We start from the raw sequence: 16,304 nt of genomic DNA on the forward strand, positions 1-16,304 counted from the left end.
GATAATTGCATAATGGCAATTCCTTTTACATACCAAGAGATGAAGAAAGCTTGGCGTGAAAATTTGTCAGCTTCTGACAATAATCAACGAACTAATGCTCACCGTTTGCTTTTGTTTTACGCAGTTGAATGTGGACTAAAAGCAGTTTTGATGAAGAGGCGTAAGATAACAAGAAGCGATTTATGTGCAGAAATTGCTGCATACCAACATGATATCAACAAGCTACTAATCTGTTTGTCTGCAAAAACAGATTTAAGGCTACCAGAACAAATAAGTATGAAACCTATCAAAACACAGAATGGCTATGATGAAAGAAAGTTTACTCCTGGGGATGTTAATCAGATGTGGCGATATGGCGGTAGCTGTTCACTTGCAGATGTAACAGACCACGATATAGAAAACAAATTGCTAGAAATAGTAGAATGGATTGAGAGAGAACTATAAAAGTCATGAAAAATTTAAGATTATTAACTTGGCTTGATGTTAGAAGAACTATTTGTCGTAAAACGAATTATGGTACTAAATTACCAGAAGGAGTCGCTAGGATGGATAGTTTCTCCAACGCTTTGGAGATTGGCCTTGATAGCGACAAAAATATAGATAGCGTTAAAAGCACTTTAAAAGAATGGTTTGGTGATTCGTACCAAGAAAACCAATCAATTATTCAGCTTGATTTAGGTAATGAAAGTTTATCAGTGGAATTTTCCCCAGGAGAACAGTTACGTATAAAAGATAAGTATATACGCCCATTTTGGGACGAGATTACTTATATAGATGCGAATTCAGCAATCAAATTGCCAGAACCATATCGTGAAAATCCAAATTTATTGGCATTTTATTCTTTTAATGATGGTGTTGAAAAAACAGTAAATTTAGTTGCTTATCTTTTGGCATTACTAGATAAAGCAAAACAGCTAGATAATCAGATAAAAGTTTTAGTTATTGATGCTGCCTTAAATACACCTGGGTTAACTTATTGGAACATTAATGAAACAGACAAATCATCAATTTCTTATATTAATTTTTTAGAACTTGTCCATTATTCTCCTGTTGATGAAGAGCAAACACTGTTATTTATTGCTCAAGAGCTTCAAAATTCTTCTAAACAAGAAGGAAAATCAACTGTATATTTTTTACCTGCATATATTAATGATGAACAACTATTAGACATTGAAATTTTACCCGAACACATAATTACTTATCCTAATAAAGGTTGGGAATTAGGAGATTACATTCATAAATTAGGTCAAGCGGTTGGCGCCGACTATGTACTAATTGATTTAGGTTCTGGTCTGAACAAAATATCTAGCCCTATACTTTTAGATACCAGATTTCAGAGATTCCTAGTTACAACAATTAACGAACCATCAGTAGCGGGAACAGCACTATGTTTATCGCAGATGAAGAAAGTGGCGCCTAAAACAAGCAATAACGACAAATATTATGACCCATCCGTAATTCTGAGTATGCTAACACCAGAAATAATAGCATCACCAGCATATAAGGAGGTATTACAACGTTTCCAATCTGCTTACATACAATCAGAACAACAAAATAATTCCACAATGCTAGAAATAGCAGAAACATATTTGGCGCCTGAGCTACTTTATATAGATAATTGGGAAGACGCTAGCTCAAAACTTGCCTCAACTTCAATACTTGAAAATGCTGCAAATTGGGCAAATAAGCAAGTAGATTTTAATAAAATTATTCTTGAAAACTTAGACCCAGTTGTGATTGAAAAGCTCCAAGTCCGTGCAACTCGCCAAGGTAGGAACCTTTTAGAAGAGCTAAAGGTGATTGTTGAAGAAGCTCTACAAGAGGAAACTATATCACTTGAGAGCAAGTAGAAAATTTGCCGTAAAGGTAGAAATCCTTTTTAATACCAGCTTAAACACTCAGGTAGCTCACAAAATGCATATTCTAGGTGAATTACTCGGCGATGTTTAGGATTTTTAGCTTTTAACGAAGAGTGTAGAATTAGTGGACTCATTATTAATGCGTCACCAGCTTCTACATTACAGGTAACATATTTTTCTTTTGCGGTAATATCACGAATTTCATCTGGCGTTAATATTCCAAGCAGATGAGATTTTGGAATTACTCGCAAGGCACCATTTTCTGCATCAGCATCATCTAAATGAATTCGTACAGTTATTATACTTTCCATAATTTCAACTGGTGGTTGTACATGAACAACTCCTTGTTTTATAGACCAAGGTTCATAACCAGGTATATTAACTTTTTCTTTGACTGCAATTGTTTTATCTTGATGCCAAGCTACACTCCAATTTGCTTCACTAGTTTTATCAAAATATAGTGCCCGTACTAACTGGAAATTTATGTTTAACAATATTGGTAGATTATCTATAATTTTTGAAGAATAAGCTAAGTCAGAAATTATAGGTATTGTCTCTTGCAAAAGTCTAGCCCCATGCAATGAGTCAGGCTGAATACTTTTAGATATTTCGCTTTTCCAATATTCAACTTCTTGCTCAGAAATAACTTGTTTGATTATGGTATATCCCTGTTGTAGAAAATTAACACGGCTCATTTTAACGTTTTGATTACCTGATTATTGGCGAAAGTATTATTTATCAACGTTCCTCAGCTTTTTCAACCGAGTTTTCGTCTAACGCTAAAGTTAATTCTAAAGGCGCCCGTGATGGATATGATTTTACTACTTGCCTGTAGACATCATAGTTGGTAGGTAGTGTCCTTCGTTGGGCGCCTGCTTCATACGTTATTTCGTACTTTACAGATTTTAATAATTCAGGGGTACTTGCCTCTCGTTCCTTCCCTTTCCGTTGTTCTATTTCATCAACAGTTGGTCGTTTTGGCAAAGCTGCCCACCACAAACCTTTGTCATCGGGGCCTGTAACCGCTCCATCTGGTTTTAAGCCATTGCGATTAAGTAGAGAAGTAGTAGCAAAAGTTTCATAGCGCGGTAATTTTGCTGTAGTTAAATTATCAGCATATTTAACTTGCCATGTATAACTAGTAAGGGCTGTGGCTTCATACTGGTTAACAGTTAAGGTACTGCAACTGGTGAGTATAATTAGTACAGTTACTGCTAGGAAGGGAAATATTAACGGGTGCCATTTAACACGCATTACTTTATTACCTACTTCCAAAAATCCTCTGGTTTGAGGCAAAGTCCAGAGTTTAACGAATTAAAAAATTTAGCCAAAGACTCTGCTTGAGTTTCATTAACTCCTCGTTGACCGCTGAGTACTTCCTTTACAATATCAGTAGAACCAAATATGCCAACTAAAGAAGTTGGCACCACATCAAACTCGTGCATAAGTGATTCCAAAGTTGCGGCAAGTGTCGGTTCACCCATCGGATAATGTTTTTGTTCGTAAACCTCAATCAGAAGAACCAGCAGTTTAAGCAGAGTTGTTTCAGCATTCGTTAGCTCACCAGACATCATTCCTTCTACTATCGCCAAAGCCTCCTTATACTCATCATCAGTTGTTATTGGCTTAGGCTGGTATTGAATTAACAGGTCTGTATAAGTTTTTTGATTAGAAGTAAGGGTCATCTTTCCAATTCTCCTTATCGTATTCAGCATGAGTCAGAATATATTTAATATAAATTATTTGTTCTAAATATCTAATATCAACAATTAAACGATAGTTATTACCTTTTATGTTAAATACAGTAAAGTTACCAACAGCTTCTGCCTTCGGATATTTTTGCTGAACATCTAGTAAGTCATACCATCTAGCTTTGGAGACAAATTTATACCATTCATTAAGAGCATCTTCAGAGTCAGCGTGCTGAACCCAGAATTCGCGCAACTTGGCTTTACTAATTACGTGCATCCCTAAGAAAACAAATTTGTAATAATTATAGCATTCATTGAAACAAAAAGGTCACGTCTGTACTATTGTTTATTCACATTTATGGTCAGATTTTAACTTCCTGCTGGGTCTGGTCTACCAATACCTAATTCTCTAAATTTAGTTTTTACATCATTCCATTCAGTGCCGCAGTAGTAGTATTTTTTATCTAAGATATTTGCTATGTAGTAACCTTGCTGTCCACCAAAATGGCGCCGTAATTCAGCGGCAATATTTTCCATTGATGTATCAAATAGGGAAAATAAGTCCTCCATCTCCAGATTAGGAGCATTAAACCAATTTACAAACGGTTGACCTTCCTTAAACGCCCAGATTTTCCCGCGACGCTCAATTATACGATAGTAAACTGGACGAACAATAGTCTCTGAATCTAACATAGTAATTAGAATATTAATTGTTGCAGGAAATAGCCAAGCTTGGGCAAGAAGCAAGGCTACTTATTTAATTAGTTGTCAGGATGGGAATTGTTTTGCGGTTCGTCCGCTATATCGTCCAAATCCCTTTTGACATCTTCGGAGTCAACGAGGTATTTTTCTCCAGATACTTTATCGTCTTTTTCCCATTTCTGAAGAATAAGCCGAATAAAAACTTTAACTGGATTCCAAAAACCTCGATGTCCGTTACCATTGTTGTTCAATAAATAACCTCCTTTTTGTAATTTCACGAGAAGGGGGATTTTTTTATCCCCAATATTTGTTTTACACCATTTATTATAATAAAATTAACCATTTATGCTAATTTTTATTGACTTTTATAGTTGCTATTAATATTAAATTTCCCTCAGCTATAGCATCAAGTAATTGTCCTGTTGAACCCTCTCCACCGTGTACATATCCCAGCACATAAGCAATTTCTTTAAGCTTATCTCCAGTGTAAGGCGCCACTCGTGCATGAAGATTTGTTCTATCTAATTTCTTTCTGCCTGCCATAAATGCTAACCATAATTACTCAAAAGTGATTTACATAAATTAAGATAATAGCGTTTCATATCATTAAATTTTGTGGGTCATATATCTTAATAATTCCTCCTTTGTGCGCTTTGTACCTTTGCGGTTTATTCCTCATCTCTCTGTGGACTCTGTGTCTCTGTGGTAAAAATAAACACGTGACTGCACAGGCGAGGACGCCTATGCTACAAGAGATGCGCTATGGTTGGGTGTAGCTCGTTTACAATTGTTTACATAATCGAACAAGGCATCCTATACTCTCAGCAATGAATATTTCACTTCCGGCAAACAACCAAATCCCATCACAAGTGTGGGTACAAACAATTGGACGCGGACTTTATCAACTTGGCTCGGCGGTGTTACTGTTTTACATGCCAATTGTTTTTGTTAACTACGGTAATTTATCAGCTACCGAAGTTGGACTCGCGGTTGGTGGTGGTTCGGTGGCAGGGTTTCTTGGCAACCTTTTGGGTGGAGTTCTCACAGACTCTCCGAAATTTGGACGCAAGCGAACTTTACTTGCATCGTCTACATTTGCGGTGATTACATGTGCTATAGCGGTATTTACTTCGACTTTTACTTTACTACTGGTAACTAATATAGTTTTTGGGTTTAGTACGGGTTTGTACTGGACTGCCGCAGATTCTTCGGTAATGGATGTCACAACTCCTGAACAACGGCAAGGCGCCTTTTCATTATTAGGTGTAGCAGATAACGTTGGTTTTGCTGCTGGGACGTTTGGTGGCGGAGTGTTGCTTAAATTACTTCATCCTGAAAAATTGCTATTTGCAGCAGGTGGAATTACATTTTTGATTTTGCTGCTATTATTCGCTGTGGCAATGAAAGAAACTCGCTCCGAAAGTCAGGGAGAAACCCATAATATCCAGAAAGGTTGGAAAACAGCGTTAACCGACGCGCGCTTAATGATTTATCTATTAGTCAATACCTTATTTATTACTTACATTGCCCTAGTCGGTGGTAACTTACCCTTATACTTTGTCAACTTTGGTGGTACATCAGATGCGACTGTTGCCAACTTATTTACTATTGGATATGTTGGGTTAGGCGCCTTATTACAAGTACCAGTAGTCAAAGCAATTAGTAAATTGAGCTATTTAACTTCACTCTCTATATCAATGGCAATTTGGGGTGTAGGTTTTGCCTTAGTATGGGTTTTAGGCTACTTCGCTGATATGGGTGAAGCTTACGAATTAGGAATATTTGCAGTATTCGCCATAGCAAGCATTATCTATAAACCTACCTCAAGCGCATGGATTTCTGAACTGGCGCCTGCGTCATTACGGGGAGTTTACACCGCAATAGCCTATCAATGCTGGACAATAGGATACGTAGTCGGGCCCATCGTTGGAGGTTGGGCAGTAGACCAGTCACGCACCGTTGCCCAAAACGCATGGTTAGCAATAGCATTAAGTACCCTCTCAGGACTACTTATCCTACAAATCTTAAACAAACAAAATACAGCAACATCCAAACAGGAACCCATAGGATAGACTCTTGTGGAGCGGGCATCCCTGCCTGCCTCAAAAACTCCTCCATTTAAAGCTAAAATTATCTATCATAACTAGTAATTATGCTTACCCACAGGCGCCCATATAACCTGTTGGCCAGCACTGCATAGAGAGGAGATTCACTGTGGAACAAGAAATCAACTGCAAAGTACAATGCGTTAATGGCTGTGTATTGGGTGATGAAAATTGTCCCAACAAAGAAGTTCGCGAAGCAGCATCCAAGTTTATCGAAGACACCTCACTCGATAAAATGATAGAAATGGCAGAAGCTGCACGACTCAAAAAATTAACCGAACCACCCAAGTGGATTTTACCCGATGATATTTAATGTAGCTCCCACATGAAAGGCGCTAGTAAAATTTCAGGAAAGATTTAGACGAGAAGCATAAGCTATGATGCTTCTTTTATAATTTAATATTGAGGCAAAAAGGAAATTTGATATGCAAGCTTATAAACTGAATGCAACAATTGATGAATCAGGCAGTTTAGTTCTCGACGAACCTTTGACCATCGCTCCTGGTAAAGTGGAATTGATTATTTTACAAAATCTTGAACCTATTGCTAGCTTCACGGAAGAGAAAAGCGAGCCACCATTAGCTAGACCAAAAAGAAAGTCTAAAGTCAAAGCATTTGAGGGATTATTTGAAAATGCTCCTCCTGTTCCTCCGGATTTTGACCCTCTGGAAGCAAGGTGGGAAGCTTTAAAGGAGAAATATAATTTGTGAAAGTTTTATTAGATACTAATATTATTGTCGATGATGCCCTTGAACGCGAACCTTTTTGGCAAACAAGCGAGCAAGTTTTAGTACTCATTGAACAAAGACGGGTTGAAGGGTTTATTTCAGCTTCAACTTTTAGTGATTTATATTACATTATTCGTAAAGCAAGAGGTCGAGAGTGGACAATTACTTATTTAAGACAATTAGTTCTTTTTTGCTAAATTGCTAACGTCGATAGCGTTTCAATCAATATGGCACTTAACAGCAACTTTAAAGACTTTGAAGATGCTATTCAATATAGTACTGCTGTCAACAATAATTTAGACGCGATTATTACCCGTAACCCAAGAGATTATCCTATTACGACTCCGCGAATTATAACTCCTGAGCAGTTAATTCAAGAGTTAACAAATACTTAGTAAAAATGATTTGCTTTCATAGAGAGTAAAGGCGAATATAAACCTTTTACTCTCTATTACACCTTTTCTTTAAGCTCATGCCAAAGATAGGCTCAATTATACTATAAACGGGTTATGACTTTAATTTTGATGAGCACTACAACAGCGAAATTGACATTTTGACGCAGATGGGCGCCAAAGAAGTTGTGCAGCCAGAATTTGAAGCAGCATTAGAACTCAGTAGACACTTGCTCACAACTCTTGGTGAACAAGAAAGCCATATACGTAATGTTATTACAAATATTCGCACCGATAGATATCGCAGCATTCGACCAATAGGTAGTTAATTAGGTTATATCTTAATTATTTCTTTGCGCTATGCAGCGCTATGCAGCGGTTCGTTCCTCTGTGTCCTATGTGCCTTAGTGGTAAAAAGAATTATACGTATTGCACAGGCAGGGATGCCTGTGCCACAACTTCTTAACATCTAAGCTATATAAGGAGAGTCTATTGCTGCTACACGTTTTGCATCTACTAAAGCTTGATACACCATTGCCACCACTTCTGCGCGTGTTGCTTCGCGAGTCGGGTTAAGTTGTTTGATATTTGGATAATTCACAATGATTCGTTTGTCACTAGCTATTACTACTTCATCTTTTGCATAATTGGGTATGTTTCCTTGGTCGTCGTAAGATTTGAGTGATTTTGTAGCAGTGGTAAGTCCAAGTCCGTTAACTAACGAAACTATTATTTGCACTCGTTGAATATTTTCGTTAGGACGGAATGTATTGTTTGGATATCCAGAGAGAAATTGTCCTTGGTAAGCTTGTTGAATGGCGCCATGTGCCCAAAAACTTTCAGGTACGTCTCTAAATTTTATCGGTTGACGTTTCACAGTTGGGTTAAAAGCTTTTACTAACAACGCTGCATACTGTGCGCGTGTCATTGTTGCATCTGGTTTAAATGTCTTATCGCGGAACCCAGTAACTATACCAAGTTTATTTAATTCTCGAATAAATGCTTCTGCCCAATGTCCATTTATATCTTTTAATTCACTATTGTCTGGTGATGGAGGTGGTACGGGAATTGGAACTGGTACTGGTACGGGTGTTGGAGGTGCTGGAGGTGGTACAGGAATTGGTACTGGCACTGGTACTGGCACTGGTACTGGCTCAGGTTCGGGTTCAGGTTCGGGTTCAGGTTGTGGCGCCGGAACTGGTGCTGGTGTTGGGTTTGGTGGTGGTGTAGGGGTTGGTACGGGAATTGGTACAGGGGTTGGTACGGGTGTTGGTGTAGGGGTGGGTACAGGGGTTGGCGCCTGATTCCCGACTTCAATCTCTCCTTTGCATTTTGCTGGGTCTATTTGGTTTCCGACTGATACTAATTTATTGGAACCAACGTTTTGTATATCAAATTGACCGTTGTTACGGAAAATGTTACCACCTGGGCTATTTGTACTACCAATGTCGGGTAGAGCATTGGATATCACAGTCATACCATCTTGAACGTTGCGTTCACATACGTTGGTTCGCAATATTGGACGCGCGTCGTTAGAGATAATAAAACCTGAACGGTTTTCGTAAATTTTGTTGTCGGTTAATCTTGGTGATGCTGTATCGCTAACTACAATACCAAAACCAGTTTTAAAGCACGAGTTATTACGTATATCACCTTTACCGTTTTTTGCTATTGCAATTCCATTGGCTGCGTTCTCAGTACAAATATTATCTCGAACAATTGGGTTGGCATCACCAGATACAAAAACTCCTTCGCGCTTACATTTTATAAAAGTACAGTTGGCAACTAAGGGAGTTGTTAATTCTATCCAAACTCCTGTTCCGCGAGTTGCTGGGTTCGTAACTGTAACACCCCGTAGCTCGGCGCCACTATTCATTAGTATAGTTACATTCTGGCGAGCGAAAAAACGACTTAAGTATTCTCCGCTTCCTTCAATGACAATTCCACTACCTTTTTTTGCTTCATTGCCTGTAATTGTAATGCCACCTGGAATATTTAGAGGGAATTTTTCTCCACTTGTAGTATTATAGTTCCCATCAGCTAACTGAATAGTTATACCTGCACTTGCACGTTCAAGCGCTTTTGTAATCGTTTTTAACGGCGCCTGTTGGCTACCATTGGCGTTATCGTTCCCACTAACCGGGTTTACGTAAATTTGAGGCATATTTATACATTTATCGAGACATCAACATACTACCCCCAACAAACAATATTGGGAGTAAATGTGTTTAATTATCAAACTTTTTGATGATTTCTAGCGCACGCTGAGAAAATTCAGGAAGTCCTTGCTGTTTAAACATTTGGGCAGCTTTCTGTAAATCAGCAGTGCCGTTATTTCTGTCACCAAGTTGAAAATGAGCAACTCCTCTATTTCCATAAGCTTGAGCAAGCTCAGGATTTATTTTTAACGCTCTACTATAATCTTGAATCGCACCTTTTTTATTTCCCATATCCGCGCGCGCTCTGCCTCTGTTATAGTAAGCTTCAGCAAGATTAGGGTTGAGCAGCAAAGCTTGATTAAAATCAGCTATTGCCGCTGGCTTGTTGCCCATTTGTAAATGCGTAGTTCCCCGGTTATTATAAGCATCAACGTAATTCGGATTCACTTGCAACGCTTGGGTATAATCAGCAACTGCCCCCTGCATATCACCTAACTCACGTCGAGTTAATCCACGATTGTAATATGCTTGATAATCTTTGGGATTAAGCTGTAACGCTTGATTATAATCGGACATTGCCCCTTCCATATCTTGTAAGTCTACCCGCGCATTGGCACGGTTCAGGTAAACTTCTGCTAATTTCGGATTCAGTTGTAACGCTTGATTATAATCGCTTACTGCTGCTTGCATTTCTCCCAAGCTGTAACGCGCACGTCCACGATTATTATATGTTTCCGCATCATTAGGATTTAGCCGCAGCGCTTTATTATAATCTGCAATTGCTCCCTTTGCGTCTCCAGACTCCTTACGCACATTACCTCGGTTATTATAAGCAGCAGCATAACCTGGATTTATTAGTAGCGCTTCATTAAAATCTTCCACCGCACCTAAATTATCTCCCAACTCCGCACGCGCTAAACCCCGATTATAATAAACCTCGGCAAAATCAGGCTTTAACTTTAAGGCTTGATTAAAATTTTCGATTGCTCCACGTTTATCTCCCCTACTATAACGTTCGTTACCTCGCAAAAAATAGAAAAACGCATTCCTACTAATAGTCGGCAACGTATCACTCTCAACATTATCACCTGCTGCTACCAACCTTTGACTCATTGCACTTACAGGCGCCTGTGAAAAACCAAAAATACCACCTAATATAAAAATCAAACCTAAAATTTTCGACACCTTCATATTTATTCCCCACAAAAAATTAATAAAACTATCCGTTACATCAGTTTTATCCGTTGCCACTACTAACCCAACTTTGTACCACATCTTTTACAAAACTGGGCATCTGCATCATGAAACGCTAAACCACAACCAGTACAAATGGTTTCGATTTGAGTTGTTGATTTAACCAATCGTTTAATTAAATCACCTATCTGCCAAGGAACAAGTGCTATTCCTGTCAGAATCATAAAAACTGTAAGCAAACGTCCTGGTTGCGATATCGGTGTTACATCTCCAAATCCGACTGTCGTCATTGTAACGACCGAAAAGTAAAATGCATCTAAAAAAGTTCTAAAGCTAGTAGGGTTAACTGGATGCTCGACTTGGTAGATTAACCCAGAAAATACAAAGATAATCGCAAATAATGTAAATAGTATCCGTGCAAAAATGGCGCCATCTTCATTACTGATACCAAACATGTACTTGCTATCTACAAACCTGATGAGACGTAAAATTCTGAACCAACGTAGTAAACGAATATAACTGATATCGGTGGCGCCTAAAAAGAAAGGTAAAATTGCTAGTAAATCTATAATCGAATAAAAACTTAATAAATCTCTAATATTAAAGTTATTACTCCACAACCGCAAACCATATTCAAAGACAAAAATTACCAAAATAATTTTATCTACTATATTTAGATACTCATTAAAATCCGCACGTAAAGTATACGTTTGAACAACAAAAATACCAGATGAAATCAGTACTAAACCAGCTATAGCTAGATTGATAATCTTTCCCGCTGGTGTGTCAAGGTCTTTGAGGTAGAAATTGATTTTTTCTCTACTCAGTAGCATAAATACTGTTTAATGAAGAAAAAGAACCCATGAGATAAATTATATGGATAATGAATATTTTATGCGTATAGCACTTGAAGCGGCAAAAAAAGGTGATGCACCCTATGGTGCAGTAATTGTCAAAAATAACGAAGTTGTTACCGTTGCCCATAACACCGTGCGACAAGACTGTAACCCTACCGCACATGCAGAAATTAACGCCATTCGTAAATTAACAGCTAATCTAAAAAATACTTCTTTAGAAGGATATACAATTTATACAACTGGTGAGCCTTGTCCAATGTGTGCCACCGCTTGTGTATGGACGGGAATATCACAAATTGTTTACGGCGCCTCGATTAAAGATTTAATGGAAGTAAAACAATCACAAATCGATATCTCTTGTGAAGAAATAATTGCCAAGAGTTTTAAAAATATTACAGTCACACGCGGAGTTTTACGCTTTGAATGTATGGATTTGTTTCAAACATAATAGTATGTGAGGCATAGCCCTACCTAGATTTAGGTATCTTCGAGAAAAGATGAATATGATTTGGCAAATAAAGCTGCTTGAGTGCGGTCGCGCAAGTTTAATCGGTTGAGAATATTTGTAACATGATTTTTTACTGTTCCTTCAGAAATATATAACTGTTTGGCTATCTCGCGATTACTGGCGCCATTTGCAATTAACCGTAATACTTCTTTTTCACGTGGGGTTAGTTGTTCTAAAGCTGGTGGTGGAGGTGTTGGTTCTACGTCCTGAGAGAATGCAAATAGTTTTTTAGCTATTCCTGGCCCCAAATGTGTGTAACCTCGATGTACTGCACGAATTGCTACCGCTAACTCCTCTGATGGAGTATCTTTGAGTAAATAACCCATTGCTCCATACTGTAAAGCTGCTGCTACATACTCTGTATCGTCGAATGTTGTTAAGACTAGTGTTTTTGTATTGCTAAATCTTTGCTGAATTTCTCGCTGGGCGCCTACTCCATCCATAACTGGCATTCGCATATCCATTAATACTACATCAGGATGTAACTGGGCTATTAAATCAATCGCTTCCCTGCCATTCTCAGCTTCTCCTACAATTTCTAAATCTGGCTCTAGTTCTAATAAAGCTCTCAACCCTTGACGTATCAAGTATTGGTCATCTACCAGCAGCACTTTTATCATAAGGTTTAAGTATAAAATAGTTGTTCCATGTTTAAAATCCTAGAAACCTGGTTTCTTCGGGTTTCTTCAAGTCTTATCTAATAGTTTATCTAACCAGCAAATATCAAGCTAATTCCAATGAATGAATCTGGCTTTGATGTATTGCTACACAGTATGGGTAAACTAGCAAGTATAAATCAAGTTAATATAAAATAAGCTAAAACCCTTGGTCTCCTTAATATATTTTTATTTTTTGGCATAAAAAAAGGGACAATAAATAATTAAAAAAAATTATTATCCTTGACCTAAGCAAATCAAATGTATTATCAAAAACAGCAAGTGCAAAAATGTTTGGGAGATAATAGAATAAAAATAATTTGGCAATAACTTTGAAAACGTGTAGTGCTAGATTTCTTGTGTCAGCGGTGTATTGGCTTGTACTTTACATTATGAAGCTAGGTTAGGAGCGCGTTTTCAACTGCCTAATTTGTAAACATTTTTTTAGACAGCAGGCTTGAGAAGGAGCAAATGGTGAATCAAGCGTTGCACATACTACTATTGCAATCGGGTACAAATACGGATTTAGTATTTGAACAACTAAACAACGTCCGGTCGTATATAGTCGCAAGGCAGCAAGTGAATACTGTGGTTGATTTTGAGAACCTGATATTTTCAAGCAACTGGAATGTGATTATCGCTGATTTCGGTGATACTAATTTGTGTCATGTCGATATATTAAGAATTTTACGTGCAGCTTCTAATTCGATACCGTTAATTTTGATTGCCGACCAAATTAATGCTGTTGACGCTGTTCGCTCCTTGAAAGCAGGGGTAAGTGATATTATTTTGACATCAGAAATTAGTCGGTTACACGAAAGTATTAGCTTTGAGGTCGAATCTGTAAAATCGCGACAGCTACAGTCACAAAAACTCGAATTAGAACGGCAAACCGCAGAAGCCATATTAATCGGGCAAAACCAGGTCTTAGAATTAATAGTGCGAGGAACTCCTCTTTCTGAAGTGCTAAATGCCTTAGCTCTAGTTATTGAAGGGTTATCTAAGGAGATGAAGTGTTCGTTTTTACTGTTAGACCCGAAAAATAAACAGTTGTATCACGGCGCCGCTCCTAGTTTACCAGATACATATGTACAAGTCATGAATGGTATTGATATTGGCGCCGATGCGTGTTCTTGTACTATGGCAGCGAGAACTAAAGAGTCAGTAATTGTAGAGGATATTTCAAAAGACGCATTGTGGAGTCAAAATCGAGATTTCGCTTTAAAATTTGGGTTGCGTTCCTGCTGGTCATTGCCTATTTTGACGAAAAGCGGCGAATTACTGGGGATGTTTGCTGTTTATTACGACCAACCTCGTACTCCTAACGATGCTGATAAACAGCTAATTATTAAAGCGGTTCATTTGGCAGCAGTTGCTATTGAACTTGCACGTGCTGAGTCTACCCTTAAACAAACGCAGGCACAATTTCAACAGCTTGCTGCAAATATACCAGGCGCCATTTATCAATTTTTGTTAAAATCAGATAGTTCCTACTCATTTCCATTTGTGAGTCCTAGCTGTTACGAAATATACGAGCTTACTCCTTTTGAAATTCAGCAAAACCCAAAAAGGCTATTCGATATTGTCCTAAGTAGTGAGCGCGTTCGTTTAGCTACTTCTATTCATCGCAGTGCTACTCAATTAGAACCTTGGGAATGGGAGGGAAGAATTGTCACAGCTTCTGGTAAAGAAAAGTGGATAAAAGGCGCCGCTCGTCCCGCAAAACAACCAAACGGTGATATCCTCTGGGATGGCTTGGTAATGGATATCACCGAATCAAAACGTACTCAAGCAGCTCTTGAACATTCGGAAACGCAACTGCGATACAAAGCATCTGAACTCGAACAAACGTTGTACAAATTGCAGCGTACCCAAACCCAACTTATTCAAACCGAGAAAATGTCATCGTTAGGACAATTGGTTGCGGGGGTTGCACACGAAATCAATAACCCGATTAATTTTATTTGCAATAATATCAATTTTGCTAACGAATATGCTAGTAATCTTCTTGAGCTTCTTGAACTTTATCAAAAATACTACCCTATTCCTGAGCCAGAAATACAAAAACAAGCTGAAGCTATCGAACTAGATTATCTCAAAGAAGACTTTCCTAAAATACTGTCTTCTATGCAAACTGGTACCGATAGAATTTATGAAATTATTCACGGTTTACGATGCTTCTCGCGCATTGATGATACTACTACTCAGAATGTTAATATTCACTCCATTATCGATAGTGTTTTGCTTATTTTACATCATCGAATTAAAGCCAGTGGTCATAACCCTGGCATTAATATTATTAAACAATATAGCGCTCTGCCTTTAATTAAATGTTACCCTGGTCAGCTTAATCAAGTTTTTATGAATTTGATTGCTAATGCTATCGACGCATTAGAAGACTTTTTCTTGCTAAATGTTCAAAAGGCGCCGCGTCAGCATGTAAATAAACCAACTATTCGTATTTCTACTTCTTTATATAGCAATACACACGCAATCATAAAAATTAGCGATAATGGTTCGGGTATTCCTAATGAAAAGAAAGACAAAATTTTTAACGCCTTTTTTACTACTAAGCCAGTTGGTAAAGGTACTGGTCTTGGGCTTTCAATTAGTAAACAAATTATTGTTGAAAAGCATAACGGAAAGTTAGAATGTATATCTGAACCTGGACAGGGTACTGAGTTTGTAATTAAAATTCCAATACTTGATCCCCCCAACCCCCCTTAATAAGGGGGGCTAAAAATAACTCTTCTTTAGAGGAAGCTAAAAATACTTCTTGTCTTCTCCCCCCTTATTAAGGGGGGTAGGGGGGGATTCTAACGCTATAATTTCGGCTTTGATATTATTTCGAGCTATCAATTCTAATTGCTGATATAATTCCAAAGTTGAAAATATTCTCGCGCGCTGTAAAAACTTTTGCAATACTTCGCTTCTCTTAGTACTGTAGTCTTTTTCCGGCGCCCAACCATACTCTTGACGAATACCCAACATGTACTCACTATATCGCTGTGGGTTACATCCTAATATCGCTAAATCAGCATCGAGTAATATTTGACTTTCCAAATCATCTTCAGATGCTTTATGATGCTTTGTTGTTAAAATCAACCGACAGGTTTTATCTATAGTCGAGCTAGGAATATTTAGTAATGATAATAATTTTCGCGCATATTCCGCACTTTTTTCTTCGTTATCATGCGCTTGTGTATCGTAAATAATGTCGTGAAACCAAGCGGCAAACTGTAATGATGCATCTAATTTATACTTACTTTGTAGATTATCTATAATTTCTAATACTTCTTTAATATGTTTTAAGTTGTGGTAATAACGACCTGGACACTCGTATACTGTTGCTATTTCACTAAAAGTCTGATTGATTATATTTTCATCAATCTCAAATAATTTTAGCAGGCGCCGCCATTTATTTTGTAGTAACATTAATGTTTTTTAATATAA

Annotated in this window: 19 protein-coding genes and 2 pseudogenes; 9 read left to right on the forward strand and 12 right to left on the reverse strand. The window is 37.8% G+C overall.

Going from position 1 to position 16,304, the window contains the following annotated elements:
• Positions 1 to 12: 12 nt before the first annotated feature.
• Positions 13 to 444 carry a hypothetical protein gene (locus DSM106972_RS00455; protein ID WP_186538557.1) on the forward strand — a complete coding sequence of 144 codons (432 nt, stop codon included), beginning with the start codon at positions 13 to 15 and terminating at the stop codon, positions 442 to 444.
• A 5-nt stretch (positions 445 to 449) separates the two neighbouring features.
• Entirely contained in the window at positions 450 to 1,850 is a 1,401-nt protein-coding gene (locus DSM106972_RS00460) for a KGGVGR-motif variant AAA ATPase (RefSeq protein ID WP_127077821.1), read from the forward strand.
• 29 nt (positions 1,851 to 1,879) lie between these two features.
• Here DSM106972_RS00460 and DSM106972_RS00465 read toward each other — a convergent pair whose 3' ends face one another.
• The 7 genes from DSM106972_RS00465 to DSM106972_RS00495 form a co-directional block, all read right to left on the reverse strand.
• On the reverse strand, positions 1,880 to 2,554 hold the full coding sequence (locus DSM106972_RS00465; protein WP_127077823.1) for a phytanoyl-CoA dioxygenase family protein: 675 nt from the start codon (positions 2,552 to 2,554) through the stop codon (positions 1,880 to 1,882).
• 43 nt (positions 2,555 to 2,597) lie between these two features.
• Positions 2,598 to 3,113, reverse strand: coding sequence for a hypothetical protein (locus DSM106972_RS00470; RefSeq protein WP_127077825.1), 516 nt, complete (start codon positions 3,111 to 3,113; stop codon positions 2,598 to 2,600).
• An 11-nt stretch (positions 3,114 to 3,124) separates the two neighbouring features.
• Positions 3,125 to 3,544, reverse strand: a complete 420-nt coding sequence (locus DSM106972_RS00475) for a helix-turn-helix domain-containing protein (RefSeq protein ID WP_127077827.1) — start codon at positions 3,542 to 3,544, stop codon at positions 3,125 to 3,127.
• The gene (locus tag DSM106972_RS00480; protein WP_127077829.1) at positions 3,528 to 3,827 is read right to left on the reverse strand and encodes a type II toxin-antitoxin system HigB family toxin; all 300 of its coding nucleotides are present in this window, start codon (positions 3,825 to 3,827) and stop codon (positions 3,528 to 3,530) included. The genes DSM106972_RS00475 and DSM106972_RS00480 overlap by 17 nt, the downstream gene beginning before the upstream one ends.
• A gap of 92 nt (positions 3,828 to 3,919) precedes the next feature.
• Entirely contained in the window at positions 3,920 to 4,243 is a 324-nt protein-coding gene (locus DSM106972_RS00485) for a hypothetical protein (protein ID WP_127077831.1), read from the reverse strand.
• Between the two features lie 68 nt (positions 4,244 to 4,311).
• The gene (locus tag DSM106972_RS00490) at positions 4,312 to 4,503 is read right to left on the reverse strand and encodes a hypothetical protein (protein WP_127077833.1); all 192 of its coding nucleotides are present in this window, start codon (positions 4,501 to 4,503) and stop codon (positions 4,312 to 4,314) included.
• A 97-nt stretch (positions 4,504 to 4,600) separates the two neighbouring features.
• Positions 4,601 to 4,795, reverse strand: a complete 195-nt coding sequence (locus tag DSM106972_RS00495) for a hypothetical protein (RefSeq protein WP_127077835.1) — start codon at positions 4,793 to 4,795, stop codon at positions 4,601 to 4,603.
• A 284-nt stretch (positions 4,796 to 5,079) separates the two neighbouring features.
• Between DSM106972_RS00495 and DSM106972_RS00500 the strand changes: the two genes are divergently transcribed.
• From DSM106972_RS00500 to DSM106972_RS00520, 5 genes and pseudogenes are all read left to right on the forward strand, one after another.
• Complete coding sequence (locus tag DSM106972_RS00500; protein ID WP_127077837.1) at positions 5,080 to 6,324, forward strand: MFS transporter; 1,245 nt, start codon at positions 5,080 to 5,082, stop codon at positions 6,322 to 6,324.
• Positions 6,325 to 6,466: 142 nt separating this feature from the next.
• Positions 6,467 to 6,670 (forward strand): hypothetical protein, encoded by a 204-nt coding sequence (locus tag DSM106972_RS00505; protein ID WP_127077839.1) that lies wholly within the window; start codon positions 6,467 to 6,469, stop codon positions 6,668 to 6,670.
• Between the two features lie 112 nt (positions 6,671 to 6,782).
• Positions 6,783 to 7,067, forward strand: a complete 285-nt coding sequence (locus DSM106972_RS00510) for a hypothetical protein (protein ID WP_127077841.1) — start codon at positions 6,783 to 6,785, stop codon at positions 7,065 to 7,067.
• Positions 7,064 to 7,480 (forward strand): annotated as a pseudogene (locus DSM106972_RS00515) (type II toxin-antitoxin system VapC family toxin). The gene DSM106972_RS00510 and the pseudogene DSM106972_RS00515 overlap by 4 nt, the downstream one beginning before the upstream one ends.
• A 134-nt stretch (positions 7,481 to 7,614) precedes the next feature.
• A pseudogene (locus tag DSM106972_RS00520) lies at positions 7,615 to 7,806 on the forward strand (sodium:calcium exchanger); the annotation flags it as partial.
• 140 nt (positions 7,807 to 7,946) lie between these two features.
• Here DSM106972_RS00520 and DSM106972_RS00525 read toward each other — a convergent pair.
• From DSM106972_RS00525 to DSM106972_RS00535, 3 genes are all read right to left on the reverse strand, one after another.
• Positions 7,947 to 9,641, reverse strand: a complete 1,695-nt coding sequence (locus DSM106972_RS00525; protein WP_127077843.1) for a DUF1565 domain-containing protein — start codon at positions 9,639 to 9,641, stop codon at positions 7,947 to 7,949.
• 64 nt (positions 9,642 to 9,705) lie between these two features.
• Positions 9,706 to 10,911 carry a tetratricopeptide repeat protein gene (locus DSM106972_RS00530; protein ID WP_127077845.1) on the reverse strand — a complete coding sequence of 402 codons (1,206 nt, stop codon included), beginning with the start codon at positions 10,909 to 10,911 and terminating at the stop codon, positions 9,706 to 9,708.
• Positions 10,890 to 11,663: an ion transporter gene (locus DSM106972_RS00535; protein ID WP_127077847.1), complete on the reverse strand. Its 774-nt coding sequence runs from the start codon at positions 11,661 to 11,663 to the stop codon at positions 10,890 to 10,892. Before DSM106972_RS00535 ends, DSM106972_RS00530 begins: the two co-directional genes overlap by 22 nt.
• Before the next feature lie 43 nt (positions 11,664 to 11,706).
• Here DSM106972_RS00535 and DSM106972_RS00540 point away from each other — a divergent pair, with 43 nt between their 5' ends.
• Positions 11,707 to 12,135 (forward strand): nucleoside deaminase, encoded by a 429-nt coding sequence (locus tag DSM106972_RS00540; protein WP_127077848.1) that lies wholly within the window; start codon positions 11,707 to 11,709, stop codon positions 12,133 to 12,135.
• Between the two features lie 29 nt (positions 12,136 to 12,164).
• On the opposite strand, the gene DSM106972_RS00545 is transcribed toward DSM106972_RS00540, so the two are convergent.
• Positions 12,165 to 12,815, reverse strand: a complete 651-nt coding sequence (locus tag DSM106972_RS00545) for a response regulator (RefSeq protein ID WP_127077850.1) — start codon at positions 12,813 to 12,815, stop codon at positions 12,165 to 12,167.
• 507 nt (positions 12,816 to 13,322) lie between these two features.
• Between DSM106972_RS00545 and DSM106972_RS00550 the strand changes: the two genes are divergently transcribed.
• Positions 13,323 to 15,578, forward strand: coding sequence for a GAF domain-containing sensor histidine kinase (locus tag DSM106972_RS00550; protein ID WP_127077852.1), 2,256 nt, complete (start codon positions 13,323 to 13,325; stop codon positions 15,576 to 15,578).
• Between the two features lie 36 nt (positions 15,579 to 15,614).
• On the opposite strand, the gene DSM106972_RS00555 is transcribed toward DSM106972_RS00550, so the two are convergent.
• Positions 15,615 to 16,286, reverse strand: coding sequence for an HD domain-containing protein (locus DSM106972_RS00555; RefSeq protein ID WP_127077854.1), 672 nt, complete (start codon positions 16,284 to 16,286; stop codon positions 15,615 to 15,617).
• Between the last annotated feature and the right edge of the window lie 18 nt (positions 16,287 to 16,304).

This window comes from Dulcicalothrix desertica PCC 7102, assembly GCF_003991905.1.
Taxonomy (GTDB): domain Bacteria; phylum Cyanobacteriota; class Cyanobacteriia; order Cyanobacteriales; family Nostocaceae; genus Dulcicalothrix; species Dulcicalothrix desertica.

Bases quoted from the DNA above. Each gene is read 5' to 3' on its own strand.
- DSM106972_RS00455 (WP_186538557.1), top strand. From the start codon at position 13: ATGGCAATTCCTTTTACATACCAAGAGATGAAGAAAGCTTGGCGTGAA.
- DSM106972_RS00460 (WP_127077821.1), top strand. From the start codon at position 450: ATGAAAAATTTAAGATTATTAACTTGGCTTGATGTTAGAAGAACTATT.
- DSM106972_RS00465 (WP_127077823.1), bottom strand. From the start codon at position 2,554: ATGAGCCGTGTTAATTTTCTACAACAGGGATATACCATAATCAAACAA.
- DSM106972_RS00470 (WP_127077825.1), bottom strand. From the start codon at position 3,113: ATGCGTGTTAAATGGCACCCGTTAATATTTCCCTTCCTAGCAGTAACT.
- DSM106972_RS00475 (WP_127077827.1), bottom strand. From the start codon at position 3,544: ATGACCCTTACTTCTAATCAAAAAACTTATACAGACCTGTTAATTCAA.
- DSM106972_RS00480 (WP_127077829.1), bottom strand. From the start codon at position 3,827: ATGCACGTAATTAGTAAAGCCAAGTTGCGCGAATTCTGGGTTCAGCAC.
- DSM106972_RS00485 (WP_127077831.1), bottom strand. From the start codon at position 4,243: ATGTTAGATTCAGAGACTATTGTTCGTCCAGTTTACTATCGTATAATT.
- DSM106972_RS00495 (WP_127077835.1), bottom strand. From the start codon at position 4,795: ATGGCAGGCAGAAAGAAATTAGATAGAACAAATCTTCATGCACGAGTG.
- DSM106972_RS00500 (WP_127077837.1), top strand. From the start codon at position 5,080: ATGAATATTTCACTTCCGGCAAACAACCAAATCCCATCACAAGTGTGG.
- DSM106972_RS00510 (WP_127077841.1), top strand. From the start codon at position 6,783: ATGCAAGCTTATAAACTGAATGCAACAATTGATGAATCAGGCAGTTTA.
- DSM106972_RS00525 (WP_127077843.1), bottom strand. From the start codon at position 9,641: ATGCCTCAAATTTACGTAAACCCGGTTAGTGGGAACGATAACGCCAAT.
- DSM106972_RS00530 (WP_127077845.1), bottom strand. From the start codon at position 10,911: ATGTGGTACAAAGTTGGGTTAGTAGTGGCAACGGATAAAACTGATGTA.
- DSM106972_RS00535 (WP_127077847.1), bottom strand. From the start codon at position 11,663: ATGCTACTGAGTAGAGAAAAAATCAATTTCTACCTCAAAGACCTTGAC.
- DSM106972_RS00540 (WP_127077848.1), top strand. From the start codon at position 11,707: ATGGATAATGAATATTTTATGCGTATAGCACTTGAAGCGGCAAAAAAA.
- DSM106972_RS00545 (WP_127077850.1), bottom strand. From the start codon at position 12,815: ATGATAAAAGTGCTGCTGGTAGATGACCAATACTTGATACGTCAAGGG.
- DSM106972_RS00550 (WP_127077852.1), top strand. From the start codon at position 13,323: ATGGTGAATCAAGCGTTGCACATACTACTATTGCAATCGGGTACAAAT.
- DSM106972_RS00555 (WP_127077854.1), bottom strand. From the start codon at position 16,286: ATGTTACTACAAAATAAATGGCGGCGCCTGCTAAAATTATTTGAGATT.